Raw genomic sequence first — 23,035 nt, forward strand, 5'->3', positions numbered from 1 at the left:
CGGCGCATCACCCCTTCTTCGCCGCCTCATACAAGCCCTGCACCTTCGGCACATTCACCTGCAGCTGCTTGATCCGCTCCGGTCCGCTCGGGTGGGTGGAGAGGAAGGCAATGCCGTCGCCGCCGCCGGCCTTGGCCATCTTCTGCCATAGGCTGACGCTGGCGGTGGGCTGGTAGGCGGCGCGGGCGGCGAGTTCGAGGCCTACCAGGTCGGCTTCGCTCTCGTCTTCCCGGCTGAACTTCAGGGTCAGCAGCTGCGAGCCCATGTCGGCCGCCAGGGCGCCGAGGTTGCCCAGACCCAGCAGTTCGGAACCCAGGCGCAGGCCGAGGTTGGTCGCGCTGCTCTTGGCCATGCGTTCGCGCGCATGCTCCCGCAGCGCGTGCGCCATTTCGTGGCCCATGATCATCGCGGCCTCGTCGTCGGACAGCTGCAGCTTGTTGAGGATTCCGGTGTAGAACGCGATCTTGCCGCCGGGCAGGCAGAAGGCGTTGATCTCGTCGCTGTTGATCAGCGCGACCTGCCACTTCCAGTCCTTGGCGCGCGGGTTCCAGGCGCCGGCGAACGGAATGATCTTTTTCGCGATGGTGTGCAGGCGCTGGGTCTGCGGGTGGTTCTGCGGCACCAGCGCGTTCTTGGCCTGGGCCTCCTTGACGGTGGCCACGAACTGCTGGGCGCCGATCTGCTCGATCTGTTCGGCCGGGATCAGCTTGCGCATGCCCGACGCCTTGCCCACGTCGACCTGGGCCATGGCCGGGGCCGCCGCGGCCGAGGCCGCCGCGAGCAGGAAGCCGCGCCGGGCCTGCCAGGGGCCGTGGCCCGCGGGTTCGGGCGTGGAGGAATCCGCCGACGGGGCGGCGGCGCGTTGCTTGAGGTCGCAGAGGAAGCACATGGTCCAATAATAGGCAAAGGGCCTGTCGCCCGCATCCGGGCCACGGGCCCGCCCCTTTCATGAACGAGTCTTCCGTCACACCCGCGTCGGCCGCGGACAGCGCCGCCGCCGACCGCAAGCCCGGTTGGGGCGAAACCCTCAAGGCCTATCTCGAACCCGCGAGCCTGCGCATGTTCGCGTTGGGGTTTTCGGCCGGTCTGCCGCTGCTGCTGGTGCTGGGCACGCTGAGCTTCCGCCTGCGCGAGGCGGGGCTGGACCGCACCACCATCGGCTACCTGAGCTGGGTGGGCCTGGCCTACGGCTTCAAGTGGGTCTGGTCGCCGCTGGTGGACCGGCTGCCGATTCCGCTGCTGACGCGCGCGATGGGGCGGCGCCGCAGCTGGCTGCTGGTCTCGCAGGGGCTGATCATGGTGGCGCTGGCGGGCATGGCGGTGGCCGATCCGCGCAGCGGGCTGGACATGGTGGTCTGGTGTGCGCTGGCGGTCGCCTTTGCCTCGGCCACGCAGGACATCGCGCTCGACGCTTACCGTATTGAGTCGGCGGACGCCGCGCACCAGGGCACGCTGGCCGCGACCTACCAGACCGGTTACCGACTGGCCATGATCTGGGCCGGTGCGGGTGTGTTGTGGCTGGCGGCGCGGGCCGAGGTGGCGCCCGTGGCGCAGGCCGCCGATGTGGCGGTGTCGCAGGCCGGCGCGGCTGTGGCCGCTGCTGCTGCCGCGGTCAAACCGGCACCGGGGGCGCTGTACCAGAACGCCGCCTGGACCACGGCGTACCTCGTCATGGCTGCGAGCATGCTGGTCGGCGTCGTGACGGTGCTGTTCTCGCGCGAGCCGGCGCAGGTCGAACTGCCGCCCTCGCGCAACGCCGCCGAGTGGTTCAAGGGCGCGTTCGTCGAGCCCTTCGCGGATTTCCTGAAGCGCTATGGGACGCACGCGCTGCTGATCCTGGCGCTGATCGGCGTCTACCGCATCAGCGACGTGGTGATGGGAATCATGGCCAACCCGTTCTACGTCGACATGGGCTACACCAAGGACGAGGTGGCGGCGGTCACCAAGATCTATGGAGTGATCATGACCCTGGTCGGCGCCTTCATCGGCGGCGCGCTGTCGCTGCGCCTGGGGGTGATGCGGGTGCTGATGCTGGGCGCTGTGCTCTCGGCTGCGAGCAACCTGCTGTTCGCCTGGCTCGCGCACCACGGCCACGACGTGACGGCGCTGATCGCCGTGGTCTCGGCCGACAACCTGAGCGCGGGCGTGGCCTCGGCGGCGTTCATCGCCTACCTGTCGAGCCTGACCAACGTCAGCTATTCGGCCACGCAGTACGCGCTGTTCAGCTCGATGATGCTGCTGGCGCCCAAGTGGCTGGCGGGCTATTCGGGCGCCTTTGTCGACGCCTACGACTACCCGACCTTCTTCACCGCGACCTCTCTGTTGGGTCTTCCGGTGCTGGTGCTGATCTGGCTCGCTACCCGAATCAGTTCGGCGCCGGTGTCTCCAGCAAAGCCTTGAGGCTGGCTTTCTGCACCTTGCCCAGCGCGGTGCGCGGCAAGCTGTCCAGGCGCACCCAGCGGCGCGGCCATTTGTAGCGCGCCAGCCGGCCGTCGATGAACGCGCGCAGTGGCGCCTCCCAGTCGTCGTCCGCGCCTTGCGGATCGCGCAGCACCACCACCGCCACCGCGACCTCGCCCCAGCGTGCGTCCGTCTGTCCGACCACGCTGCATTCGGCGACCGTGGGGTGCGTGGCGATCAGGTTCTCGATCTCGGCCGGGTAGATGTTCTCGCCGCCGGAAATGATCATGTCCTTGGCGCGGCCGACCACCGCGTAGCTGCCGTCGGCCGCCTGCTGGGCCAGGTCACCACTGTGGAAGAAGCCTTCGGCGTCGAGCGCGGGCTTGTCGGGCCAGTAGGTCGCCACCACGTTGGGTGCGCGCACGCAGATCTCGCCCACCTGGCCCGGCGCGACCGGCGCGCCTTGCGGGTCCAGCAGCCGGATCTCCACGCCCGGGGCCGGCCAGCCGCAGGAGCCGATGTGCGACGCCGCTTCGTCGGGTGGCAGCGCGATCGAGAACGGCCCGGTCTCGGTGCTGCCGTAGACGTTGCTGACCGGCACGCCTCGCGCCATGAACACCTCCAGCGGCTCGGGCGGCAGCACGCTGGAGCCGGCCCAGACCGTTCGCAGGCAGGACAGGTCGGTCGACGCCCAGTCGGGGTGCGCGGTCAGCGCCTGCAGCGTGGCCGGCACCTGCAGCGTCAGGCTCGGCCGGTCCTGCGCAATGGCGCGCAGCGTGGCAGTCGGGTCGAAGCGGGTGTGCAGCAGCACGCGGGCGCCGACCGACAGCGCCGGCAGGGTCTGGATGCACAGGCCGCCGACGTGAAACAGCGGCAGCACGGTCAGTACGGTGTCGCCGTCCGTCATGCCTTGCACCTGCGCGGCGATCGCCATGTTCGCCAGCAGGTTGCCCTGCGTGTGCACCGCCGCTTTCGGCGTGCCCGTCGTGCCGGAGGTGTAGACCAGCAGCGCGGGCTCGGCCAAGGCGTTCGCCGCGGGCGCAGGCAACGGGTGCTGAGCGTCTAACGCGGCCAGCGTGTCCTGCAGCACGGGCTTCGGGTGGCCCGAAGTGCACAGCACGCGCGCCGCTTCGGCGAACCCCGCGTCGTGCACCAGCAGCCGGGGCGTGCAGTCGGCCAGCACGGCGGTCCATTCGGCGGCGGCCAGCCGGTGGTTCAGCGGCACCAGCACGGCGCCGAGCCGGCCGAGCGCGAACAGGGCCGCGATCTGCAGCGGGTGGTTCAGGCCGAGCCAGGCCACGCGGTCGCCGCGCACCACGCCATGGGCCGAAAACCCGGCCGCCAGCCGGTCGGTCAAGGCCAGCAGCTCGCGATAGCCCAGGACGCTGCGGGCACCGCTGGCCGGGTCAAGGTGGTCCAGGGCCGTGGTGTCCGGCCGCTCCTGCGCGCGGCGCTGCAACAGTTCGTGAAGCGAGGGGGCGGGCAGGGTGGGGGCGGTGGGCGCAAACATGCCGCCAACTTTACGTGAGGGATGCAAAGGCTTCACGCGCGCAGGCGACCATGCCCGATCCGGGTCTATAAACTGCCTGTATGAACGCTCCGACCCCCACCCGCCTCCTCATGATCGAAGACGATGCGCGTCTGGCGCAGATGGTCACCGAGTACCTGGCCCAGTCCGGCTACGCGGTCACGCACGCGCCCGACGGCGAGCGTGGGCTGGAACAGCTGCCGCTGCTGCAGCCCGAGCTGGTGATCCTGGACCTGATGATGCCGGGCATCGACGGCCTCGAAGTGTGCCGGCGCATCCGCTCGCTGCCCAACGGCAACGCCAAGGTGCCGGTGCTGATGCTGACCGCCAAGGGCGATCCGATGGACCGCATCATCGGCCTGGAAATCGGCGCCGACGACTACCTGCCCAAGCCCTTCGAGCCGCGCGAGCTGCTGGCGCGCATCCGCGCCGTGCTGCGCCGCCGTGGTGATGCCAATGCGGCCGTGGCCACCACCCGCGCGACACCGGTGTTGCGCTTCGGTTCGCTGGAAATCGACCGCGACGCACGCACCGTGCAGGTGGCGGGCGCGGCCTGTGACCTCACCTCCTACCAGTTCGACCTGCTGGTGGCGCTGGCAGAGCGCGCCGGGCGCGTGCTCACGCGCGACCAGATCATGGAAGCGGTGCGCGGGCGCGAGCTGGAGGCGTTCGACCGCAGCATCGACGTGCACATCGGCCGCATCCGCAACGCGATCGAGGCCGACAGCAAGGAGCCCAAGCGCATCCTCACCGTGCGTGGCGTGGGCTACGTGTTCGCGAAGCAGCAGGAATGAACAGCCTCGGCCAGAAACTCTATCTGCGCATCTGGCTGGCCATCGTGGCGGCCGTGGCGGTGCTCACTCTGGTGGTGGGCTGGCTCTGGCAGATGGCACTGGACCGTGACCGCGCCGAGCGCGACGCGCGGGTGGCGCGCGAGATCGTGCTGCGCAACGGCGCCGGGGAAATCGTCGGCGAGGCGCCGGCGCAGGCGATCCGGGTGCCCGGCCAGGGACTGGAATTCCAGGTGCAGATGAAGGACGGGCAGACGCTGTACATCCAGCTGCCGCGACCGAACCGGCCGCCGGGGGCGCCTCCGGTCGGCGCGCGGCGCGGCATGTTCGGGCTGCAGGATCCGTTCGGTTTTGTCTGGATGCTCGGTCTCGTGGCGCTGGCGGTGGCGCTGGGCGCGTATCCGATCGTGCGCCGCCTGACCAAGCGGCTGGAAGTCCTGCAGCGCGGCGTCGAGCGCTGGGGGCAGGGTGACCTGAGCACACGCCTGCCGGTCAGTGGTCGCGACGAGATCGCGTTTCTCGGGGAGCGCTTCAACGCCGCCGCCGAGCGTGTGCAGTCGCTGATGCTGTCGCACAAGACACTGCTTGCGAACGCGTCGCACGAGCTGCGCTCGCCACTGGCGCGCATCCGCATCGGGCTGGAGCTGCTGGGCAACGATCCGGCGCGTGCCGGGCAGCGGGCCGAAGTGGCACGCAACATCGACGAGCTGGACCAGCTGATCGACGAAATCCTGATGGCCAGCCGGCTGGATCTGCGCGACGCCAACGAGGCTTCGGCGCTGGGGCCGACCGAAGAGGTGGACCTGGTGGGGCTCGCGGCCGAGGAGTGCGCGCGCACCGGGGCCGATCTGGACGTGGCGGAGGGCATTTCCCCGGTGCTGGTGCAGGGGCATCCCAAGCTGCTGCGGCGGCTGCTGCGCAACCTGCTGGAGAACGCGCGGCGCTATGGCCAGCGGCCGGGTGCCACCGGTCCCGCCGAGCCCGCGCACCTGGTCATCGAACGTGGTGCTGGCGCGACAGGTGTAACCGGCATCCGGGTCTGCGTCGAGGACCGGGGGCCCGGTGTCCCGCCCGAACTGCGCGAGCGCATCTTTGAACCGTTCTACCGCCTGCCTGGCGCCAGCGAGAGCGTCGGCGGCGTGGGCCTGGGCCTGTCGCTGGTGCGTTCGATCGCGATCCGGCACCACGGTACCGTGCGTTGTGAAGACCGCTCCGGCGGTGGCGCCCGGTTCGTGGTCGAGCTTCCGATGTAACTACCTGTAAATTGTGTTCGGTAGCGAACTGTGCAATTTGTCACGCTTGCGTACGGGCCGAGGCATTTTGTGGTGAGTTGTTGCCTGTTTACCGGGCAAATTGCAACAAAGGACCACATTTCTCCCCCAAACAGGGGATGGTCGAAACACATGCCGCAACGCACAATTTGCCGGTTGCTGTCACAACATTCATCGCAACGGTGGGGCCGTGTGGTCCCGCCGTTGCCACAGTACCGATCTCCCAACGACGTCCTTCCAAGGACTTCCAAGCCACCGCAAGGTGGCTTTTTTTTGGGCCGGGCCTGATGCTCAGTGACTGTGAGCGACCACTTCGCCAGCCTTGAGACGGTACACGGTGCCGCAGTACGGGCAGCGCGCTTCACCGGTCTTGGCCACATCCAGATACACCTTCGGGTGGCTGTTCCAGAGCTTCATGTCCGCCTTGGGACTGGGGCAGAACACGCCGCCCTGGTGGTTCAGATCGGCGGCGGCGAGTTCGACTTGCATCTTGCTCATGGGGTTGTTCCTTCAGACCTTGGCGAGCCAGTGGGCGTACTTGGGATTGCGGCCGTTGACGATGTCGAAGAAGGCCGACTGGATCTTCTCGGTGATCGGTCCGCGGCTGCCCGAACCCAGTTCGATGCGGTCGAGTTCGCGGATCGGGGTCACTTCGGCGGCCGTGCCCGTGAAGAAGGCTTCGTCGGCGATGTAGACCTCGTCGCGGGTGATGCGCTTCTGGATGATCTCTAGGCCCAGGTCCTTGGCGATGTGGAAGATGGTGTTGCGGGTGATGCCGTTCAGGGCGCCGGCCGACAGGTCGGGCGTGTAGATGACGCCGTTCTTGATCACGAAGATGTTCTCGCCCGCGCCTTCCGACACGAAACCCGAGCTGTCCAGGAGCAGCGCTTCGTCGTAACCCTCGTCGGTCACTTCCATGTTGGCCAGGATGGAGTTGGTGTAGTTGCTCACCGCCTTGGCCTGCGTCATGGTGATGTTGACGTGGTGGCGGGTGTAGCTGCTGGTCTTGACGCGGATGCCGCGCTTCAGACCTTCTTCGCCCAGGTAGGCGCCCCAGGCCCAGGCCGCGACCATCAGGTGGATGGTGTTGCCCTTGGGAGAAACGCCCAACTTCTTGTCGCCGATCCAGGTCAGCGGGCGCAGGTAGCAGGATTCGAGCTTGTTCTCGCGCACCACGGCTTTCTGGGCCTCGTTCACTTCCTCCTTGGTGAACGGCAGCTTCATGCGCAGGATCTTGGCGCTGTTGAACAGGCGGTCGGTGTGTTCTTCGAGGCGGAAGATGGCGGTGCCGTCGGCGGTCTTGTAGGCGCGCACACCTTCAAAGGCGCCGCAGCCATAGTGCAGCGTGTGGGTCAGCACATGGATCTTGGCGTCGCGCCAGTCGACCATCTGGCCATCCATCCAGATCTTGCCGTCGCGGTCGGACATCGAGGGAATCACGGGGCTCATGCGGGGTCCTTTGTGGGATTTGTCGGTCAGCCCGCAATTTTACGGCGCCCCTTGGCGCCGGCTCTAGTCGCTGGCGGGGCGGGAGAGCTGCCAGTCGGTGAGCTTGCCGCCCGCAAAGCTGGCGGTGACCGAGGAGTTGCTGCCGTCGGTCCAGCGGTAGCGCTCGGGCTGTTCGCCCTCGGCCGACAGCCGCTCGCCGATCGAGCGCGTCATCGCGATCACGTGCAGCAGCGTCGCGCCGGGTTTGAGCTTGGCGTTGAGCATCACGGCGCTAGCGACCGAGCCGATGGGGCGTTTGGCGGCGCGCTGCATCACGGTCATCAGCCGCGTGACATGCAGCAGCAGCCACATCACCAGACCGCCGCCGACGGCAGCGATGCCCGGCCAGCCGTAGCTGCGCCAGGCGACCGCGAGCAGGCCAATGATCAGGACAGGAATCGCGAAGCGCTGGAAGTTCATACCCGGATTGTCGGCAACCTGGCGTTGTCTGCCACTGCGGAATCTGCGTAGACAGGGCGGCTCAAGCGAGACTTCGAGCCAACTCCATCGCTTCCTCGATGCGCTCGACCGCGTGGATGGTCAGGCCCTCGAAGGCCTTGTCGTTGCGCTTGGGCGCGTTGGCCTTGGGCACGACCGCAACCGAAAAACCCAGTTTGGCGGCTTCTTTCAGGCGCTCCTGACCGCGTGGCGCGGGACGCACTTCGCCGGCCAGCCCGACTTCGCCAAAGGCGATGAAGCCCTTGGGCAGGGCCTTGCCGCGCAGGCTGCTGGTGATGGCCAGCATGACGGCCAGGTCGGCCGCCGGCTCGCTGATGCGCACGCCGCCGACCGCGTTGACGAACACGTCCTGGTCCATGCAGGCCACGCCGGCGTGGCGGTGCAGCACGGCCAGCAGCATGGCCAGCCGGTCGCGGTCCAGGCCGACCGAGAGCCGCCGCGGCGACGGGCCGCCGCTGTCCACCAGCGCCTGGATCTCCACCAGCATCGGCCGCGTGCCTTCCAGCGTGACCAGCACGCAGCTGCCCGGCACCGGCTCGGCGTGCTGCGAGAGAAAGATCGCGCTCGGGTTACTCACGCCCTTGAGGCCGCGCTCGGTCATCGCGAACACGCCGATCTCGTTGACCGCGCCGAAGCGGTTCTTGATCGCGCGGATCAGGCGGTAGCTCGAATGCGTGTCGCCCTCGAAATACAGGACGGTGTCGACCATGTGCTCCAGCACGCGCGGACCGGCCAGCGCGCCTTCCTTGGTCACGTGGCCGACCAGCACGATCGCGGTGCCGCTGGCCTTGGCCGCGCGGGTCAGGTGCGCTGCGCATTCGCGCACCTGCGCCACCGAGCCGGGCGCGCTGGTGAGCTGCTCGGAGTACACGGTCTGGATCGAGTCGATCACCGCGATGGCCGGCTGGGTGTGGGCCAGCGTGGCGAGGATCTTTTCCAGCTGGATCTCGGCCAGCACGCTGACCTGCGAACCATCGAGCCCGAGCCGGCGCGAGCGCAGCGCGACCTGGGCGCCCGACTCCTCACCGGTGACGTAGAGCGTCTTCTGGCCCAGGCGCTGCAGCGAATCCAGCGCCTGCAGCAGCAGGGTGGACTTGCCGATGCCCGGGTCGCCGCCGATCAGCACCACACCGCCTTCCACGATGCCGCCGCCCAGCACGCGGTCCAGTTCGTCGTGGCCGGTGGGCGTGCGCTGCACGTCGGTGGCCTCGATGTCGGCCAGGGTCGTGACTTCGGCCGTCTTGGCCAGCGAGGCGAAGCGGTTTTTTGCCGGGGCCGACGATTCGGCGACCGACTCGATCAAGGTGTTCCAGGCGTTGCAGTGCGGGCATTTGCCCAGCCAGCGGGGGCTGGTGCCGCCGCATTCGTTGCAGGTGTAGATCGTCTTTTCTTTGGCCATGTGGCAGGCAATATAGTCGAGTCCCGCCGGGCCGCCCTGGCCCACCCCGCATCTCCGGTACCTCCTTGTCCGCACCCCAAGAACCCCTTGCGCCACCGGCCGCCGGCCTGCGCGTGCTGCCACCCGGCGGGCAGCCGCCTTCGCCCGCGGTGCGGGCCTTCAACCTCCAGCTCACCCGCGTCGACAAGCTCAAGGAGCAGCTGGCCGAACTGGACACGCTCGCCCAGTTGCACCGGGCCGAGCGGCAGCGCTGGGTCACGCCCCTGGAGCAGCGGCGGCGCGGGGGCATGCGCGCGCTGGCGCTGGACCTGGCCGCGTGTCTGCAGGGCAAGGCGCTGAGCCGCCTGCAGCAGGAGGCAGCGACCGAGGCCCTGTGCCGGCTGGCGCAGAGCCTGGCCGAGGAGGGTGACACCGCCATGGCCGCGCTGCACGACCGGCACAGCCGCCAGACCCTGGCGCAGAAAAAGCAGGCCGCGGCCGACGCCATGCGGGCGCGGCTGGAAGCCGTGCTGGGCGAGCCGCTGGACGGCGCGGACGAGGATGTGTCGATGGAGGAACTGCTGCGCGCCGGCATGGCGCGGCTGCGCGAATCACGGGACGAAGAACAGGCGCGCCGCCAGGCGAAGGCGAAAGCCCGCAAGGCCCGGCAGAAGCCGGGTGCCGGGCTGGTCCAGGCACAGGCGCAGCAGGCCGATGCCGAGACGCAGCTGCGCACCCTGTTCCGCCAGCTGGCCAGCGCCCTGCACCCGGACCGCGAGCCCGATGAGACCGAGCGCCTGCGCAAGACCGCGCTGATGAGCGAGGCCAACGCGGCCTATGGCCGCAAGGACCTGGTGACGCTGATGCAGATCCAGCTGCGCGCCGAGCTGGCCGACCCGGCCGCGGTCTCGCGCATGGCCGACGACAAGCTGGCGGCGCTGACCCTGTTGCTCAAGCAGCAGGTGGCCGAGCTGGAGCGCGAGCGCGCCGCGCGGCAGGGACAGCTGGCGGCCGAATTCGATCTGCCGCCCGGCCAGGTGGCCAATCCGAACACGCTCCGGCAGCAACTGCTGGCGCAGGTGGGCGCGCTGGAGTCGGCGGTGGCACAGCTGGAGCACGACCTGGACCAGGTGCGGGAGCCCGCGGCGCTCAAGCGCTGGCTCAACCGGCAGCGCGAAACGCCGCGCCAGCCCCGCGCGGACCGCGACCCCGACGACGACTTCTAGCCCGGTGCCGCCGGGTGGCAGTAGCGCCGCGTCACTTCGGCGATCTCCACCGTGTAGCTGGCGTACCAGCGCTCGCGCCCCAGCTTCTGTGCCATCAGGTGGTCGGTGTGCTGCTTCCAGGCGCGGATGCCGGCTTCGTCGGGCCAGTAGGAGAGGGCGATTTCCTGGTTGCCTTCGGTGACCGCGGTGAAGTCCAGGCAGCCGAACTGCGTGAGCGCGAGCTGGCGCATCTGTGCGGCCATGGCGCTGTATTCGGCGTCGAGGGCGCGGGCCTTGGCCCGGAAGATCACAACAAACATTCGATGAATCCTTGCGAGAGTTCGCGGGTGAGTTCGGCCGCCGGGATGGAGCGGCAGCCGCTGGCGTTCTGGCCGGACCACAGCGGCGAGAAGTCGCCGCTGCCCTGCGACTCGTGGTGTGCACGCAGCGGCGCCATGGCGGCGGTGGCGAGCGGGAAGGCGGGCGTGGCCGGGTTCAGCGGGCCGAGGCTGCGCATCACGCGGTTGACGATGCCGCGCGCCGGCCGGCCGGTGAACAGGGTGGTGAGCGCGGTGTGCCGGGCGGCATCGCTCTGCAGCGCGGCGCGGTGGATCGCGCTGGTGGTGGCTTCGGGACAGCAGAGGTAGGCGGTGCCGACCTGCACGCCGGAGGCGCCCAGCGCCAGCGCGGCGGCCACGCCGGCCGCGTCGGCGATGCCGCCAGCCGCAACCACGGGCAGGTCGACGGCCGCCACGATCTGCGGCAGCAAGGCGAAGGTGCCGGACTGTGTCGTCAGGTCGTCCGAGAGGAACATGCCTCTGTGGCCGCCGGCCTCCACGCCCTGTGCGATCACTGCGTCCGCACCGTGCGCAACCAGCCAGCGCGCCTCGTCGACCGTCGTGGCCGACGACAGCACCACGCTGCCCCAGCCCTTGACGCGAGCCAGCAGGTCGGGTGCGGGCAGGCCGAAGTGAAAGCTCATCACCGGGGGGCGGAAGGGCTCGACCACATCGGCCACCGCGTGGCTGAACGGCACCCGACCCGCACCGGCCGGCACGGCGGTGATGTCCAGCCCGGCCTCGGCATAGAACGGCGCCAGCGTCTCGCGCCAGCGCGCTTCGCGGCCGGCGTCCGGCACCGGCGGCGTGTGGCAGAAGAAGTTGATGTTCCAGGGGTGCGACGTGCCCCGGGCGAGCGCCGTCAGCTCGGTCTGCAGCGCCTCGGGCGAGAGCATCGCGCAGGGCAGCGAACCCAGGCCGCCGGCGTTGCTGACGGCGATCGCCAGCGCCGCGCCCTGCACGCCCGCCATCGGGGCCTGGATGAGGGGGACTTCGGTGCCCAGCAGGGCGAGCAAGGTCTTCATGCAGCGGGATTGTCCTCCCGGCCGCGGTCTCCGGGTAATCCCTTGCTGGATGCGTCCGGAGAAATCATTTAACATATTAAATAAATGAGCCAGACCACGCCTTCGTTCGTTCACCGCAACCTGCCCCGCCTGCTGCTGGAGGCGCGCGAAGCGGTGATGCAGCACACCCGCCCGAGCCTGCGCGAGCACGGCCTGTCGGACCAGCAGTGGCGCGTGCTGCGTGTGCTGGGCGAGCACGCGGGCGATCCGGCCGGTGTCGAGACCGGCCGCGTGGCGCGCGAGGCGCTGCTGCTCGGCCCCAGCCTGACCGGTGTGCTTTCGCGCATGGAGCGCGACGGACTGATCCGCCGCGAGCGCTGCCCGCAGGACGCGCGCCGCACGGTGGTGCGTGCCACGCCCGAGGGCCTGGCGCTGGTGGCCACGCTCTCGCAAACCATCGAGGCGCACTACGCCTGGATGGAGGAACAACTGGGCAAGGCGCAGCTGGCGAAGCTCTACGCCTTGCTGGACCAGGTGATTGCGCTTGAAGCCCCCAGCGGCGACGACATCTCCGAGGACGACATCGAATGAACCCCATCCCCTATCTGCCGGCCGGCACGGTCTACGGCACGCTGCTGAACTTCCGGCGCGAACACGCGCTCTGGGCGCCGCGCATGCACGAGGCGCCCTACAAGGCGCCGCCGCAAGCGCCGGTGCTCTACATCAAGACCGCCAACACCTTCACGCCCTCGGGGCATCCGATCACGCTGCCGCGTGGTGTGGCCGAGGTGGAGGTGTGTGCCAGTGTCGGCCTGGTGGCGGGCGAGGGCGGCGCCATCGTGGGGGCCGTGCTGTGCAACGACGTGGCGATCCCGCACGAGAGCTACTACCGGCCGCCGGTGAAGTTCCGCAATGTCGACGGGTTTTTCGGTGTGGGCGATGGGGTGCGACCGGTCGGCGACCTGTCGTCGCTCGCGTCGCTGGTGCTGGAACTGCGCGTGGACGGCGTGATGCGCCAGCGCACGGCGCTGGCCGACCTGGTGCGCGACGTGGCCACGCTCTGGGCGGACGTGAACGCGTTCCAGTCGATGCGGCCCGGAGACGTGCTGATGGTCGGCACCGACTGCCTGGACGACGGCACCCGGCCGCGCGTGAAGGCCGGCGATTCGGTCGAGATCACCGCCACCGGCTTCTCGCCGCTGGTCAACCATTTCGTGCAGGAGACGGTATGAAGAGAGCACGCATCGCCTGGGCCGGCGCGGTCCACGACGCCGTCGAAGCCGATGGCCAACTCGAACTGCTCACGCCCGCCTTCCAGGGGCGCCGCGTCGGCTTCGACGAGGTGACCTGGCTGCCACCGCTCGCGCCGATCAACCGCCCGCGCACCGTGCTGGCCCTCGGCCTGAACTACGCCGACCACGCGAAGGAACTCGCCTTCAAGGCGCCCGAAGAGCCGCTGGCCTTCGTCAAGGGCGAGGCTTCGCTCATCGGCCACCGCGCCTTCACCGTGCGGCCCGACGGCGTGCAGTTCATGCACTACGAATGTGAACTCGCGGTCGTGATCGGCAAGCCCGCCAAGCGCGTGAAGAAGGCCGATGCGCTGCAGTACGTCGCCGGCTACACCGTCGCCAACGACTACGCGATCCGCGACTACCTGGAGAACTGGTACCGGCCCAACCTCAAGGTCAAGAACCGCGACACCTGCACGCCCATCGGGCCCTGGCTGGTCGATGCGGCCGATGTCCCTGATCCGATGAACCTCGCGCTGCGCACCACGGTCAACGGCAAGCTCACGCAGCAGGGCAGCACGAAAGACATGATCTTCGACGTCGCCACGCTGATCGAGTACTTCAGCGGCTTCATGACCCTGATGCCCGGCGACCTGATCCTCACCGGCACGCCCGACGGCGTGGTCGACTGCCAGCCCGGCGACGTGGTCGTCACCGAGATCGACGGCATCGGCGCCCTCACGAACACCATCACTTCCGAAAGCAAGGCATGACGCAACGCATCGACCACCTCATCAACGGCAAGACCGTCGCCGGCGCCGACTACTTCGAAACGGTCAACCCGGCCACGCAGGGCGTGCTCGCCGAAGTCGCCTCGGGCACCGAGGCCGAAGTGAACGCCGCGGTGCAGGCCGCGAAAGACGCCTTCCCCGTCTGGGCCGGCCTGCCCGCGACCGAGCGCGCGAAGAAGATCCGCGCGCTGGGCGACCTGATCGCGAAACACGTGCCCGAGATCGCAAACACCGAGACCCAGGACACCGGACAGGTGATCGCGCAGACCGGCAAGCAGCTGATCCCGCGCGCCTCGGACAACTTCTATTACTTCGCCGAGATGTGCACCCGCGTCGACGGCCACACCTACCCCACGCCCACGCACCTGAACTACACGCTGTTCCACCCGGTGGGCGTGTGCGCGCTGATCTCGCCGTGGAACGTGCCCTTCATGACCGCGACCTGGAAGGTCGCACCCGCGCTGGCGTTTGGCAACACGGCGGTGCTCAAGATGAGTGAGCTTTCGCCCATGACCGCCGCGCGCCTGGGCGAGCTGGCGCTGGAGGCCGGCATCCCGGCCGGCGTGCTTAACGTGGTGCACGGTTTCGGCAAGGAAGCTGGCGAGCCGCTGTGCGCTCACCCCGATGTGCGCGCGATTTCCTTCACCGGCTCCACGGCCACCGGCAACCGCATCGTCAAGGCCGCGGGCCTGAAGAAGTTCAGCATGGAGCTGGGCGGCAAGAGCCCGTTCGTCGTCTTCGACGACGCCGACCTGGACCGCGCGCTGGACGCCGCGATCTTCATGATCTTCAGCAACAACGGCGAGCGCTGCACGGCCGGCTCGCGCATCCTGGTGCAGCAGAGCATCTACGCCGACTTCGTGGCGAAGTTCACCGAGCGTGCGAAGCGCATCGTGGTGGGCGATCCGCTGGACGAGAAGACCACCATCGGCCCGATGATTTCCAAGGGCCACATGGCCAAGGTGCGCAGCTACATCGAGCTGGGGCCGAAGGAGGGCGCGACGATGTTGTGCGGTGGTCTGGACCGGCCGTCGTACGCGGCCGAACTGCCGGCGCATGTGGCGGGTGGCAACTACGTGTGGCCGACGGTGTTCGCCGACGTGGACAACCGCATGAAGATCGCGCAGGACGAGATCTTTGGCCCTGTCGCCTGTCTGATCCCGTTCAAGGACGAGGCGGATGCGATCCGGATTGCGAACGACATCGCCTACGGTCTGTCGAGCTATGTCTGGACCGAGAACATCGGCAAGGCGCACCGTATCGCGGCAGCGGTCGAGGCCGGCATGTGTTTCGTGAACTCGCAGAACGTGCGGGATCTGCGGCAGCCGTTTGGTGGCACCAAGGCGTCGGGCACGGGGCGTGAGGGCGGGACCTGGAGTTACGAGGTGTTCCTGGAGCCCAAGAACGTCGCTGTCTCTTTGGGTTCTCACCACATTCCGCATTGGGGGGTGTGATTTGTTCGCCTCTGCTGTTTCACGCAGCTGCCTGGGCGGGCTGGGAGGACCGGGGTACCCGGTTCCGCTCATGTCCCCCGAAACGGGCTTTGCCCGTTTCTCCTCCTTTACTTCGCTGCACCGGGTGCCCCGATCCTCCAAGCCAGAAGCGATGCTGGCACTCAACGGTTGGAGCGCCGATGCGCAGCGAGAGAAGGCGAGGTGGGTGGTGTGCCGCAGCGAAGTAAAGGAGGAGGGCTGCGCGCAGCGCAGACCGGGGGACATGAGCGGAGGTACACCACCCACCTCGCCTTCCACCCACAACAGTCAGCCCAGCAACGGCACACAAACAGAGCAACGCAACCGGAGACAAACCCAATGGGCAAAGTAGCACTGGTCGGCAAGATCACCCACGTCCCCTCGATGTACCTCAGCGAACTCGACGGCCCCCGCAAAGGCACCCGCCAGGACGCCATCGACGGCCACAAGGAAATCGCGCGCCGCTGCAAAGAACTCGGCGTCGACACCATCGTCGTCTTCGACACCCACTGGCTCGTCAACGCCAGCTACCACCTCAACTGCGCGCCCCACTGGCAAGGCACCTACACCAGCAACGAGCTGCCCCACTTCATCAGCAACATGGGCTACGCCATCCCCGGCAACCCAGAGCTGGGCCAGCTGCTCGCCAAAGTCGCGAACGAACACGGCGTCGAAACCCTCGCCCACCACGCCACCACGCTGCAGCCCGAGTACGGCACCCTCGTGCCCATGCGCTACATGAACGAGGACCAGCACTTCAAGGCGATCTCGGTCTCCGCGCTGTGCACCGTGCACTACCTCAACGACAGCGCGCGCCTGGGCTGGGCCATGCGCAAGGCGGTCGAAGAGCACTACGACGGCACCGTCGCCTTCCTGGCCAGCGGCAGCCTCAGCCACCGCTTCGCGCAGAACGGCCTCGCGCCCGAATTCGCATTCAAGGTCTGGAGCCCCTTCCTGCAGCACCTGGACGACGAGGTCGTGCGCATGTGGCAGGCCGGCGAGTGGAAAGACTTCTGCGAGATGCTGCCCGAGTACGCCAGCAAGGGCCACGGCGAAGGCTTCATGCACGACACGGCCATGATGATGGGCGTGCTGGGCTGGAGCGAGTACGACGGCAGGGCCGACGTCATCACGCCGTACTTCAGCGCCTCGGGCACCGGCCAGATCAACGCCGTGTTCCCGGTCACGCCCGTCACCGGCAAGGCGATTCCCAAGGCGCAGGCCTCGGCCGCCGATGGCTTCAGCCTCGTGAGTTCGCGCCTCTGAACGGAAGCGACACATGCCCCACCTCGTCATCCTCTACACCCCCAACCTCGACAAACCGGCGGCCGAAGGCGGCGTCGACATGGGCGGCCTGTGCCGCGCGCTGGCCGACACCATGCTCGCCGTGCGCGACGAACAGGACCAGCAGGTCTTCCCCACCGGCGGCACGCGCGTGCTGGCCTACCCCGCGGCGCACAGCGCGGTGTCCGACGGTGGTGCGGCCGGCGTCGCGGCCGGGCTGGGCGGCGACTACGCCTTCGTCTACATGAACGTGCGCATGGCCAAAGGCCGCAGCGCCGTCGTGCACCAGCGCGTGGGCGAGGCGCTCAACGCCTGCGTGAAAGAACGCTTCGCCGAACAGTTGGCCAAGCGCCCCATTGGCATCACCGTGCAGGTCGACGAAGGCGGGGAGGTCTTCGACGCCAAGAACAGTTCCCTGCACCCGCTCTTCAACAAGACGTAAAACCACCATGTTCGACGATGCCCTCGTTCAGCAGCTCGCCGCCGAGCTGCAGCATTCCCAGCAGACCCGCACCCCGGTCGAGCACTTCTCCAAGCGCCACCCCGGCATGACCATCGAAGATGGCTACCGCATCGGCCGCGCCTGGGTGGATCTTGAGAAAGTCGCCGGCAAAAAAGTCATCGGCCACAAGATCGGCCTGACCAGCCGCGCCATGCAGATCAGCAGCCAGATCGACGAGCCCGACTACGGAACCCTGCTCGACGACATGCTCTACACCGCCCAGGCCGGTGAGGTGCTGGAGATTCCGGTGAAGCACTTCATCGCCCCGCGCGTCGAGGTCGAGCTGGCCTTTGTGCTCAAGGCGCCGCTGACCGGCCCGAACGTGACCGTGGAAGACGTGCTCGCCGCGACGGACTACATCACGCCGGCCATCGAAATCATCGACGCGCGCATCGAGCAGTTCGACCGCTACACGAAAGTGATGCGCAAGGTCTACGACACCATCAGCGACAACGCGGCCAACGCCGGCATCGTGATCGGCGCGGGCGACCCGGCCTTCCGCGCCGACCCACGCAGCACCAACCGCCCCTGGTGCGGCGCCATCCTGCGGCAGAACGGCGCGGTCGAAGAGACCGGCCTCGCCGCGGGCGTGCAGGGCGACCCCGCCATCGGCATCGCCTGGCTGGCCAACAAGCTCGCGCCCTGGGGCGAGACGCTGCAGGCCGGCGAGATCGTGCTCGCGGGCAGCTTCACACGGCCGGTGGCGGCGAAAGCGGGCGATCTGTTCGAGGCGGACTACGGCCCGCTCGGCTGCCTGCGCTTCCGCTTCGTCTGAGCACACACATATATATAGAGAGACAGGAGATCCGAAATGGCCGACGCCTTCCTCAAACCCGCCCGCGTCAGCGACGCCGAATGGCAGGCCCGCGTGCAGCTGGCCGCCTGCTACCGCATCTTTGCCCACCTGGGCTGGGCTGAGCTGATCTACAACCACATCTCGCTGCGCGTGCCGGGGCCGGACGATCACTTCCTCATCAACCCCTTCGGCCTGCACTACACCGAAGTCACCGCGTCCAACCTGGTCAAGGTCGATGTGGACGGCCACATCATCGGCAACGACGACTGGCCCATCAACCCGGCCGGCTTCACCTTCCACGGCGCCATCCACGCCACCCTGCCCGACGCGCACTGCGTGATGCACGTGCACACCACACCGACCATGGCCGTGTGCTGCAGCGAAGAGGGCCTGAGCTACACCAACTTCTACGCTGCGCAGCTGCACGGGCAGGTGGCGTACCACGACTTCGAGGGCATCACGGTGCACCGCGAAGAGGGCGCGCGCATCCTCGCTTCAGCCAATGGCAAACGCGTGCTGCTGCTGCGCAACCACGGTCCGGTGGTCATCGGCCACACGCTGCCGCAGGCGTTCAACCTGATGTGGCTGGTGCAGCGCGCCTGCGAGATCCAGGTGGCCTCGGCCACGCTCGGCCAGCTGCGGCAGATTCCGGTGCCGGTGCTCGAAGGCTGCGTGCGCGACTCGCTCAACTTCAACCCGAAGTACGGCGCCGGCGAAGACTCCTTCGCCGCCATGCAGCGCCTGATCGACCGAATCGACCCGGGGTACCGCGCATGAGTGATTCACCGATGTTCAAAAAGATTGCCATCGTCGGCGTCGGCGCCATCGGCGGCCTGTTTGCCGGCTGGCTCGGTTCGCGCCTGCCGGCCGGGCAGGTGCAGCTCTCGGCAGTGGCGCGCGGTGAGACCTTGCGCACCTTGCGGGGCCAAGGCCTCACATGGGTCGATGCCGAAGGCGCCGAACACCGCGTGCCGCTGAACGCCAGCGACGACCCGGCAAGCCTGGGCGTGCAGGACCTGGTGATCGTCTCGGTCAAGGGCCCGGCCATGCCCGTGGTCGCACCCGCCGTGCGCGCGCTCATGGGGCCGCACACGGTCGTGCTCGTCGCCATGAACGGCGTGCCCTGGTGGTTCTTTGATGGCCTGCCGGGCGAGGCCGCCCGTCTGCAATTGAATGCGGTCGATCCTGGCGGCGTCACCGCGCAGCACATCCCCACATCGCAGGTCATCGGCTGCGTGGTGCACGCCAGCGCCGCCGCGCCCCAGCCCGCGCGCATCGAACGCATCAAGAACAACCAGCTCATCATCGGCGAGCCGGCCGGCGGCGTGACACCACGCGTGCAGGCCGTGGCCGAGCTGCTGGGCGCAGCCGGTTTCGGCGTCACCGTGTCCGAGCGCATCCAGCGCGACATCTGGTTCAAGCTCTGGGGCAACATGACCATGAACCCGGTCTCGGCCATCACCGGTGCGCCCTGCGACCGCATCCTGGACGACGAACTCGTGCGCGGCTTCTGCAGCGCCGTGATGCGCGAGGCGCAGGCCATCGGAGCGCGCATCGGCATCCCCATCGACCAGAACCCCGAAGACCGCCACGCTGTCACGCGCAAGCTCGGCTCGTTCAAGACCTCGATGCTGCAGGACGTGGAAGCCGGCCGCCCCATCGAACTCGACGCGCTGGTGGGCGCCGTGCGCGAGATCGGGCAGCATCTGGGCGAAGCGACACCGAACATGGACGCGCTCATGGGCCTCACAAGACTGATGGGCCAGATGCGCGGCCTCTACCCCGAACCGACGAAGACACCGCAATGAAGATCCCCCAGAACACCTTCCGCGACGCCCTCAAGGCCGGCCATCCACAGATCGGCTGCTGGGTCGGCTTCGCCTCGCCCGACGTGGCCGAGGCGCTGGCCGGCTGCGGCTTCGACTGGCTGCTCATCGACGGCGAACACGCGCCCAACGACCCGCGCACCGCGCTCGACCAGCTGCGCGCAGTGGCCCCGTACACCAAGACCCACGCCGTCGTGCGCGCGGTCGAGGGCAACGTCGCCCTCGTCAAGCAATACCTCGACATCGGCGCGCAGACCCTGCTGATCCCGATGATCGACACCGCCGAACAGGCCGCGCTCATGGTCCAGGCCATGCGCTACCCGCCCGAAGGCATCCGCGGCATGGGCGCGGCGCTCGCGCGCGCCTCGCGCTGGAACCAGGTCGACGACTACCTCAACCAGGCCAACGGCCAGATGTGCCTGCTGGTGCAGGCCGAGACCGTGACCGCGGTGAACAACCTGAAGGCCATCGCCGAGACCGAGGGTGTGGACGGCGTGTTCTTCGGCCCGGCCGATCTGTCTGCCAGCATGGGCCACCGCGGCCAGCCATCACACCCCGAGGTGCAGAAAGTGATCATGGACGGCATCGCCACCGTGCGCGCCGCCGGCAAGGCCGCCGGCATCCTCGCCACCGACCCGGCGCTGGCGCAGCAATACCTCGACGCGGGCGCGCTGTTCGTGGCGGTGGGGGTGGACACGACGCTGCTGGTGAAGGCGGCGAGCAGCCTCGTTCAGCGGTTCAGCGCGGGCGCCACCAAGGGACCGGCTGCGCCTTCGGGCGGGTACTGAGCGCCGACTTGACGCCAAATCTGAAAAAAAATCTTCGAGATCTCGATTTCTGAAGGCGGAGTCAATCACCTCTCGCCTGCCTCCAGCCGCTGACCATTCGCAGCCAGTTCCCGCGCCAGCCGGGCCACCGCATCCAGCGGGTGGCCGTCGGCGCCCGCGCCCCGATCTCGGGTTCGACCCATGGCGGCGGAGGCCGGGCCTCATCGGCTCGGCCCCGGGCCGTCACCCTCTACTCTGCTGCGCAATCAGCCGCGCCAGCAGGCGCCGCACCCGCACAGGCGCCGCATCGTTGCTCATCAGCACCGGGTTGAGCGAGAAGAAATCGTTGGTGTTCATCTCCTTCTGCACGGCTTCGATGATGGGGCCGTCTTCGGTGACGAACGCGTTGTGCATGGCCTCGATCTTCATCTGGTTGTACTCGCCGTCGTCCACGATGTGGTTGCGCCGTGTGGCAAAGAAGTAGTGGCTTTCGGTGGCGCTGGCGGGGGTGCAGGTGTGCAGGTCGTACTGCCCCACGGTGTCGTTCAGGTCGAGCGCGCCTTCGCCCTGGATCGCCCCCACGCTGAGCTGGATGTTGGCCGGCGCGCTCCAGGTGATGTCGAAGAAACCGCGCGCTTCGGCCGTCGGGTCGGGCAGGAAGTTGGCGAAGATCATCATGGCCGGGGTCTGGCGCCATTCCCAGCGCGCGTTGACGGTGTTGTTGTCTTCCTTGACCGGTGGGATCAGCGGCGAGAGCTGGCCGCGCGTGGTGATGATCTCGCCGTGCACGTGGTCGATGTGGCTCAGGTCCATCACGTTGTCGATGATCAGCTCGTAGTTCGCCTTCATCGGCATGTAGGTGTGCGCCACGCCGGTGGCCGGGCCGTTGTCGAGTTCGGAAAAGTCGGGCAGCTTTGCCGCGTCGGCCGGCTCGTCGCCCATCCAGATCCAGACGAAGCCGTACTTCTCCAGCAGCGGGAAGGTGCGGACCTTGGCGGCGGCGGGAATGCGCCCGGTGCCGTGCGGGTTGTGCGTGCATTGGCCGCTGCAGTCGAAGCGCAGTGCGTGGTACTTGCACACCACGTCGTCCCCGTGGCGCTCGCCCATCGAGAGGGGCACGAAGCGGTGCGGGCAGCGGTCGTGCATGGCCACGGGCGTGCCGTCGGCCTTGCGGTACATCAGCACCGAGGTGTCGAGCAACTGGCGTGTGAGCATGGCTTCGGCGCCCAGCTCGCGCGACATCGCCGCGACGTACCAGCAGTTCAGCAGGTACTGCGTGTCCGGCTTGCCCACGGGGTTGCCGCTGGGATGGGTGTGGATGGGGATCGAGGCGGTGGTTCGGGTGGGGGCGTCCATGTTGTCTCCTGTCGTTGCTGGTAGTGAAGGCCGTTGCCGGCCGGGTGGGGGAAAGGGGGATGCGGTTTCAGTGGTGCGCCAGCACCAGCAGCGGGCTGTGCGAGCGCGAACAGCAGGGCGTGAAGTGGCCGGGGTCGGCGTGTTCAGCAGCGGTGTAGAGCTGGTCGCGGTGGTCGGGCTCGCCGGCCACCAGCCGCACACTGCAACTGCCGCAGATGCCCTGTTCGCACGACAGCGCCAGCGCAATGCCGGCGGCCTCCAGCGCCTGCGCGACGCTGGTGCCCGGCGGCACCGCCACCCGCTGGCCCGTGGGCTGCCATTCGACGGTGAACGCGCCGTCTGCCGCCTGTGCGCCCACCGCATGACCGGGCGTCGCGGCAAAGTGCTCGGCGTGCACGCGGTCGGCCGGCCAGCCCAGTGCCTGCGCGCGATCACGCACATGGCCGATGAAGCCCGCCGGGCCGCACACCCAGACCTGGGTGCCGTGCGGTGAGCGGCTGAGCAGCGTGTGCGCATCGAGCTTTTGCGTGGGCGGCCCGTCGTCGTGGTGCAGGTGCACGTGTGCGGACCACGGGGCTGCCTGCAACCGCTGGCGGAACGGCAGCCGCGCGGCCGAGCGTGTGCAGATGTGCAGCTCGAAGGGTTGCTGTTGTGCCCAGAGCTGCTCGGCCATGGCCAGCAGCGGCGTCAGGCCGATGCCGCCGGCCAGCAGCAAGGTGTGTGGGCAGGGGGCCAGTGCAAAAGCGTTGCGGGGCCGGCCGATGTGCAACTCGGTGCCGGCGTGCAGGGCTTCGTGCACGCAGGCCGAGCCGCCGCGTCCGGCGGGCTCGCGCAGCACGGCGACGAGGTAGTGGCCGCGCTCGTGCGGCGCGTTGCACAGCGAGTACTGGCGCACCAGGCCGTTGGGCAGGTGCAGGTCGATGTGGGCGCCAGCGTCGAAGGCGGGCAACGCATCGGGGGCTTCGTCGATGGGCACCAGGGTGAGCGCCACCACGTCCTCGGCCTGCACCTCGCGGTGCGACACGCGCACGCGCAGCAGGCCGTGGGCCGCGTCGGCTGTCGGGTTGGTCATGTTGTCTCCGTCGTTGTGATGACCGCTGCACCGCCCGTTGGGCGCGGCCTTGGCAGCCTTCCTTGCAAGCGATGTGCC

24 protein-coding genes are annotated in these 23,035 nt (G+C 68.5%); 14 read left to right on the top strand and 10 right to left on the bottom strand.

From position 1 onward, the window contains the following. Positions 1-7 precede the first annotated feature (7 nt). Complete coding sequence (locus ACS5NL_RS14725; RefSeq protein ID WP_439354644.1) at positions 8-889, bottom strand: M48 family metallopeptidase; 882 nt, start codon at positions 887-889, stop codon at positions 8-10. 59 nt (positions 890-948) lie between these two features. Here ACS5NL_RS14725 and ACS5NL_RS14730 point away from each other — a divergent pair, with 59 nt between their 5' ends. Further along, on the top strand, positions 949-2,400 hold the full coding sequence (locus tag ACS5NL_RS14730; protein WP_439354646.1) for an AmpG family muropeptide MFS transporter: 1,452 nt from the start codon (positions 949-951) through the stop codon (positions 2,398-2,400). On the opposite strand, the gene ACS5NL_RS14735 is transcribed toward ACS5NL_RS14730, so the two are convergent. Further along, positions 2,366-3,910: a class I adenylate-forming enzyme family protein gene (locus ACS5NL_RS14735; RefSeq protein ID WP_439354648.1), complete on the bottom strand. Its 1,545-nt coding sequence runs from the start codon at positions 3,908-3,910 to the stop codon at positions 2,366-2,368. The two genes, ACS5NL_RS14730 and ACS5NL_RS14735, sit on opposite strands and share 35 nt — an antisense overlap. Before the next feature lie 80 nt (positions 3,911-3,990). Here ACS5NL_RS14735 and ACS5NL_RS14740 point away from each other — a divergent pair, with 80 nt between their 5' ends. Together ACS5NL_RS14740 and ACS5NL_RS14745 are read left to right on the top strand one after the other, a co-directional pair. Further along, positions 3,991-4,722 (top strand): response regulator, encoded by a 732-nt coding sequence (locus ACS5NL_RS14740; protein WP_439354650.1) that lies wholly within the window; start codon positions 3,991-3,993, stop codon positions 4,720-4,722. Further along, positions 4,719-5,972, top strand: a complete 1,254-nt coding sequence (locus ACS5NL_RS14745) for a HAMP domain-containing sensor histidine kinase (protein ID WP_439354652.1) — start codon at positions 4,719-4,721, stop codon at positions 5,970-5,972. Before ACS5NL_RS14740 ends, ACS5NL_RS14745 begins: the two co-directional genes overlap by 4 nt. 309 nt (positions 5,973-6,281) lie before the next feature. Here ACS5NL_RS14745 and ACS5NL_RS14750 read toward each other — a convergent pair whose 3' ends face one another. The 4 genes from ACS5NL_RS14750 to radA form a co-directional block, all read right to left on the bottom strand. Further along, positions 6,282-6,488, bottom strand: a complete 207-nt coding sequence (locus ACS5NL_RS14750) for a zinc-finger domain-containing protein (protein WP_439354654.1) — start codon at positions 6,486-6,488, stop codon at positions 6,282-6,284. A gap of 12 nt (positions 6,489-6,500) precedes the next feature. Beyond that, on the bottom strand, positions 6,501-7,439 hold the full coding sequence (locus ACS5NL_RS14755) for a branched-chain amino acid transaminase (protein ID WP_439354657.1): 939 nt from the start codon (positions 7,437-7,439) through the stop codon (positions 6,501-6,503). 63 nt (positions 7,440-7,502) lie between these two features. Then, positions 7,503-7,898 (bottom strand): glycerate kinase, encoded by a 396-nt coding sequence (locus tag ACS5NL_RS14760; RefSeq protein ID WP_439354659.1) that lies wholly within the window; start codon positions 7,896-7,898, stop codon positions 7,503-7,505. Between the two features lie 61 nt (positions 7,899-7,959). After that, on the bottom strand, positions 7,960-9,336 hold the full coding sequence (gene radA, locus ACS5NL_RS14765; protein ID WP_439354661.1) for a DNA repair protein RadA: 1,377 nt from the start codon (positions 9,334-9,336) through the stop codon (positions 7,960-7,962). Between the two features lie 65 nt (positions 9,337-9,401). On the opposite strand from radA, the gene ACS5NL_RS14770 reads away from it, so the two are divergent. Beyond that, positions 9,402-10,541 carry a hypothetical protein gene (locus ACS5NL_RS14770; protein ID WP_439354663.1) on the top strand — a complete coding sequence of 380 codons (1,140 nt, stop codon included), beginning with the start codon at positions 9,402-9,404 and terminating at the stop codon, positions 10,539-10,541. On the opposite strand, the gene ACS5NL_RS14775 is transcribed toward ACS5NL_RS14770, so the two are convergent. Both ACS5NL_RS14775 and ACS5NL_RS14780 read right to left on the bottom strand, forming a co-directional pair. After that, complete coding sequence (locus ACS5NL_RS14775; RefSeq protein ID WP_439354665.1) at positions 10,538-10,840, bottom strand: antibiotic biosynthesis monooxygenase family protein; 303 nt, start codon at positions 10,838-10,840, stop codon at positions 10,538-10,540. The two genes, ACS5NL_RS14770 and ACS5NL_RS14775, sit on opposite strands and share 4 nt — an antisense overlap. Continuing rightward, positions 10,828-11,883, bottom strand: a complete 1,056-nt coding sequence (locus tag ACS5NL_RS14780; RefSeq protein ID WP_439354667.1) for an NAD(P)H-dependent flavin oxidoreductase — start codon at positions 11,881-11,883, stop codon at positions 10,828-10,830. Before ACS5NL_RS14780 ends, ACS5NL_RS14775 begins: the two co-directional genes overlap by 13 nt. An 84-nt stretch (positions 11,884-11,967) precedes the next feature. Between ACS5NL_RS14780 and hpaR the strand changes: the two genes are divergently transcribed. The 10 genes from hpaR to hpaI all read left to right on the top strand — a co-directional run bounded on the left by hpaR (position 11,968) and on the right by hpaI (position 20,550). After that, a complete protein-coding gene (gene hpaR, locus ACS5NL_RS14785) occupies positions 11,968-12,453 on the top strand; it encodes a homoprotocatechuate degradation operon regulator HpaR (protein ID WP_439354669.1) in 486 nt (161 codons plus the stop codon). Beyond that, complete coding sequence (locus ACS5NL_RS14790) at positions 12,450-13,094, top strand: fumarylacetoacetate hydrolase family protein (RefSeq protein WP_439354671.1); 645 nt, start codon at positions 12,450-12,452, stop codon at positions 13,092-13,094. Before hpaR ends, ACS5NL_RS14790 begins: the two co-directional genes overlap by 4 nt. Next, positions 13,091-13,864 carry a fumarylacetoacetate hydrolase family protein gene (locus ACS5NL_RS14795; protein WP_439354673.1) on the top strand — a complete coding sequence of 258 codons (774 nt, stop codon included), beginning with the start codon at positions 13,091-13,093 and terminating at the stop codon, positions 13,862-13,864. The genes ACS5NL_RS14790 and ACS5NL_RS14795 overlap by 4 nt, the downstream gene beginning before the upstream one ends. Beyond that, entirely contained in the window at positions 13,861-15,336 is a 1,476-nt protein-coding gene (gene hpaE / locus ACS5NL_RS14800) for a 5-carboxymethyl-2-hydroxymuconate semialdehyde dehydrogenase (RefSeq protein WP_439354675.1), read from the top strand. The genes ACS5NL_RS14795 and hpaE overlap by 4 nt, the downstream gene beginning before the upstream one ends. 357 nt (positions 15,337-15,693) lie before the next feature. Further along, positions 15,694-16,620, top strand: coding sequence for a 3,4-dihydroxyphenylacetate 2,3-dioxygenase (hpaD, locus tag ACS5NL_RS14805; RefSeq protein WP_439354677.1), 927 nt, complete (start codon positions 15,694-15,696; stop codon positions 16,618-16,620). 13 nt (positions 16,621-16,633) lie between these two features. Further along, positions 16,634-17,080 carry a 5-carboxymethyl-2-hydroxymuconate isomerase gene (locus tag ACS5NL_RS14810; RefSeq protein WP_439354679.1) on the top strand — a complete coding sequence of 149 codons (447 nt, stop codon included), beginning with the start codon at positions 16,634-16,636 and terminating at the stop codon, positions 17,078-17,080. A gap of 7 nt (positions 17,081-17,087) precedes the next feature. Further along, positions 17,088-17,915, top strand: a complete 828-nt coding sequence (gene hpaH, locus ACS5NL_RS14815) for a 2-oxo-hept-4-ene-1,7-dioate hydratase (protein ID WP_439354681.1) — start codon at positions 17,088-17,090, stop codon at positions 17,913-17,915. Positions 17,916-17,951: 36 nt separating this feature from the next. After that, entirely contained in the window at positions 17,952-18,713 is a 762-nt protein-coding gene (locus ACS5NL_RS14820; RefSeq protein ID WP_439354682.1) for a class II aldolase/adducin family protein, read from the top strand. An 11-nt stretch (positions 18,714-18,724) separates the two neighbouring features. Then, complete coding sequence (locus tag ACS5NL_RS14825) at positions 18,725-19,744, top strand: 2-dehydropantoate 2-reductase (protein WP_439354684.1); 1,020 nt, start codon at positions 18,725-18,727, stop codon at positions 19,742-19,744. Further along, positions 19,741-20,550, top strand: a complete 810-nt coding sequence (hpaI, locus tag ACS5NL_RS14830; RefSeq protein WP_439354685.1) for a 4-hydroxy-2-oxoheptanedioate aldolase — start codon at positions 19,741-19,743, stop codon at positions 20,548-20,550. The genes ACS5NL_RS14825 and hpaI overlap by 4 nt, the downstream gene beginning before the upstream one ends. A 222-nt stretch (positions 20,551-20,772) precedes the next feature. Here hpaI and ACS5NL_RS14835 read toward each other — a convergent pair whose 3' ends face one another. Together ACS5NL_RS14835 and ACS5NL_RS14840 are read right to left on the bottom strand one after the other, a co-directional pair. Further along, positions 20,773-21,885 carry a Rieske 2Fe-2S domain-containing protein gene (locus ACS5NL_RS14835; protein ID WP_439354687.1) on the bottom strand — a complete coding sequence of 371 codons (1,113 nt, stop codon included), beginning with the start codon at positions 21,883-21,885 and terminating at the stop codon, positions 20,773-20,775. A gap of 67 nt (positions 21,886-21,952) precedes the next feature. After that, positions 21,953-22,957, bottom strand: coding sequence for a PDR/VanB family oxidoreductase (locus tag ACS5NL_RS14840; RefSeq protein ID WP_439354689.1), 1,005 nt, complete (start codon positions 22,955-22,957; stop codon positions 21,953-21,955). Between the last annotated feature and the right edge of the window lie 78 nt (positions 22,958-23,035).

This window comes from Hydrogenophaga sedimenti (genome assembly GCF_051857515.1).
GTDB lineage: Bacteria > Pseudomonadota > Gammaproteobacteria > Burkholderiales > Burkholderiaceae_C > Hydrogenophaga.

Bases quoted from the DNA above. Each gene is read 5' to 3' on its own strand.
- ACS5NL_RS14725 (WP_439354644.1), bottom strand. From the start codon at position 889: ATGTGCTTCCTCTGCGACCTCAAGCAACGCGCCGCCGCCCCGTCGGCG.
- ACS5NL_RS14730 (WP_439354646.1), top strand. From the start codon at position 949: ATGAACGAGTCTTCCGTCACACCCGCGTCGGCCGCGGACAGCGCCGCC.
- ACS5NL_RS14735 (WP_439354648.1), bottom strand. From the start codon at position 3,910: ATGTTTGCGCCCACCGCCCCCACCCTGCCCGCCCCCTCGCTTCACGAA.
- ACS5NL_RS14740 (WP_439354650.1), top strand. From the start codon at position 3,991: ATGAACGCTCCGACCCCCACCCGCCTCCTCATGATCGAAGACGATGCG.
- ACS5NL_RS14745 (WP_439354652.1), top strand. From the start codon at position 4,719: ATGAACAGCCTCGGCCAGAAACTCTATCTGCGCATCTGGCTGGCCATC.
- ACS5NL_RS14750 (WP_439354654.1), bottom strand. From the start codon at position 6,488: ATGAGCAAGATGCAAGTCGAACTCGCCGCCGCCGATCTGAACCACCAG.
- ACS5NL_RS14755 (WP_439354657.1), bottom strand. From the start codon at position 7,439: ATGAGCCCCGTGATTCCCTCGATGTCCGACCGCGACGGCAAGATCTGG.
- ACS5NL_RS14760 (WP_439354659.1), bottom strand. From the start codon at position 7,898: ATGAACTTCCAGCGCTTCGCGATTCCTGTCCTGATCATTGGCCTGCTC.
- radA (WP_439354661.1), bottom strand. From the start codon at position 9,336: ATGGCCAAAGAAAAGACGATCTACACCTGCAACGAATGCGGCGGCACC.
- ACS5NL_RS14775 (WP_439354665.1), bottom strand. From the start codon at position 10,840: ATGTTTGTTGTGATCTTCCGGGCCAAGGCCCGCGCCCTCGACGCCGAA.
- ACS5NL_RS14780 (WP_439354667.1), bottom strand. From the start codon at position 11,883: ATGAAGACCTTGCTCGCCCTGCTGGGCACCGAAGTCCCCCTCATCCAG.
- hpaR (WP_439354669.1), top strand. From the start codon at position 11,968: ATGAGCCAGACCACGCCTTCGTTCGTTCACCGCAACCTGCCCCGCCTG.
- ACS5NL_RS14790 (WP_439354671.1), top strand. From the start codon at position 12,450: ATGAACCCCATCCCCTATCTGCCGGCCGGCACGGTCTACGGCACGCTG.
- ACS5NL_RS14795 (WP_439354673.1), top strand. From the start codon at position 13,091: ATGAAGAGAGCACGCATCGCCTGGGCCGGCGCGGTCCACGACGCCGTC.
- hpaE (WP_439354675.1), top strand. From the start codon at position 13,861: ATGACGCAACGCATCGACCACCTCATCAACGGCAAGACCGTCGCCGGC.
- hpaD (WP_439354677.1), top strand. From the start codon at position 15,694: ATGGGCAAAGTAGCACTGGTCGGCAAGATCACCCACGTCCCCTCGATG.
- ACS5NL_RS14810 (WP_439354679.1), top strand. From the start codon at position 16,634: ATGCCCCACCTCGTCATCCTCTACACCCCCAACCTCGACAAACCGGCG.
- hpaH (WP_439354681.1), top strand. From the start codon at position 17,088: ATGTTCGACGATGCCCTCGTTCAGCAGCTCGCCGCCGAGCTGCAGCAT.
- ACS5NL_RS14820 (WP_439354682.1), top strand. From the start codon at position 17,952: ATGGCCGACGCCTTCCTCAAACCCGCCCGCGTCAGCGACGCCGAATGG.
- ACS5NL_RS14825 (WP_439354684.1), top strand. From the start codon at position 18,725: ATGTTCAAAAAGATTGCCATCGTCGGCGTCGGCGCCATCGGCGGCCTG.
- hpaI (WP_439354685.1), top strand. From the start codon at position 19,741: ATGAAGATCCCCCAGAACACCTTCCGCGACGCCCTCAAGGCCGGCCAT.
- ACS5NL_RS14835 (WP_439354687.1), bottom strand. From the start codon at position 21,885: ATGGACGCCCCCACCCGAACCACCGCCTCGATCCCCATCCACACCCAT.
- ACS5NL_RS14840 (WP_439354689.1), bottom strand. From the start codon at position 22,957: ATGACCAACCCGACAGCCGACGCGGCCCACGGCCTGCTGCGCGTGCGC.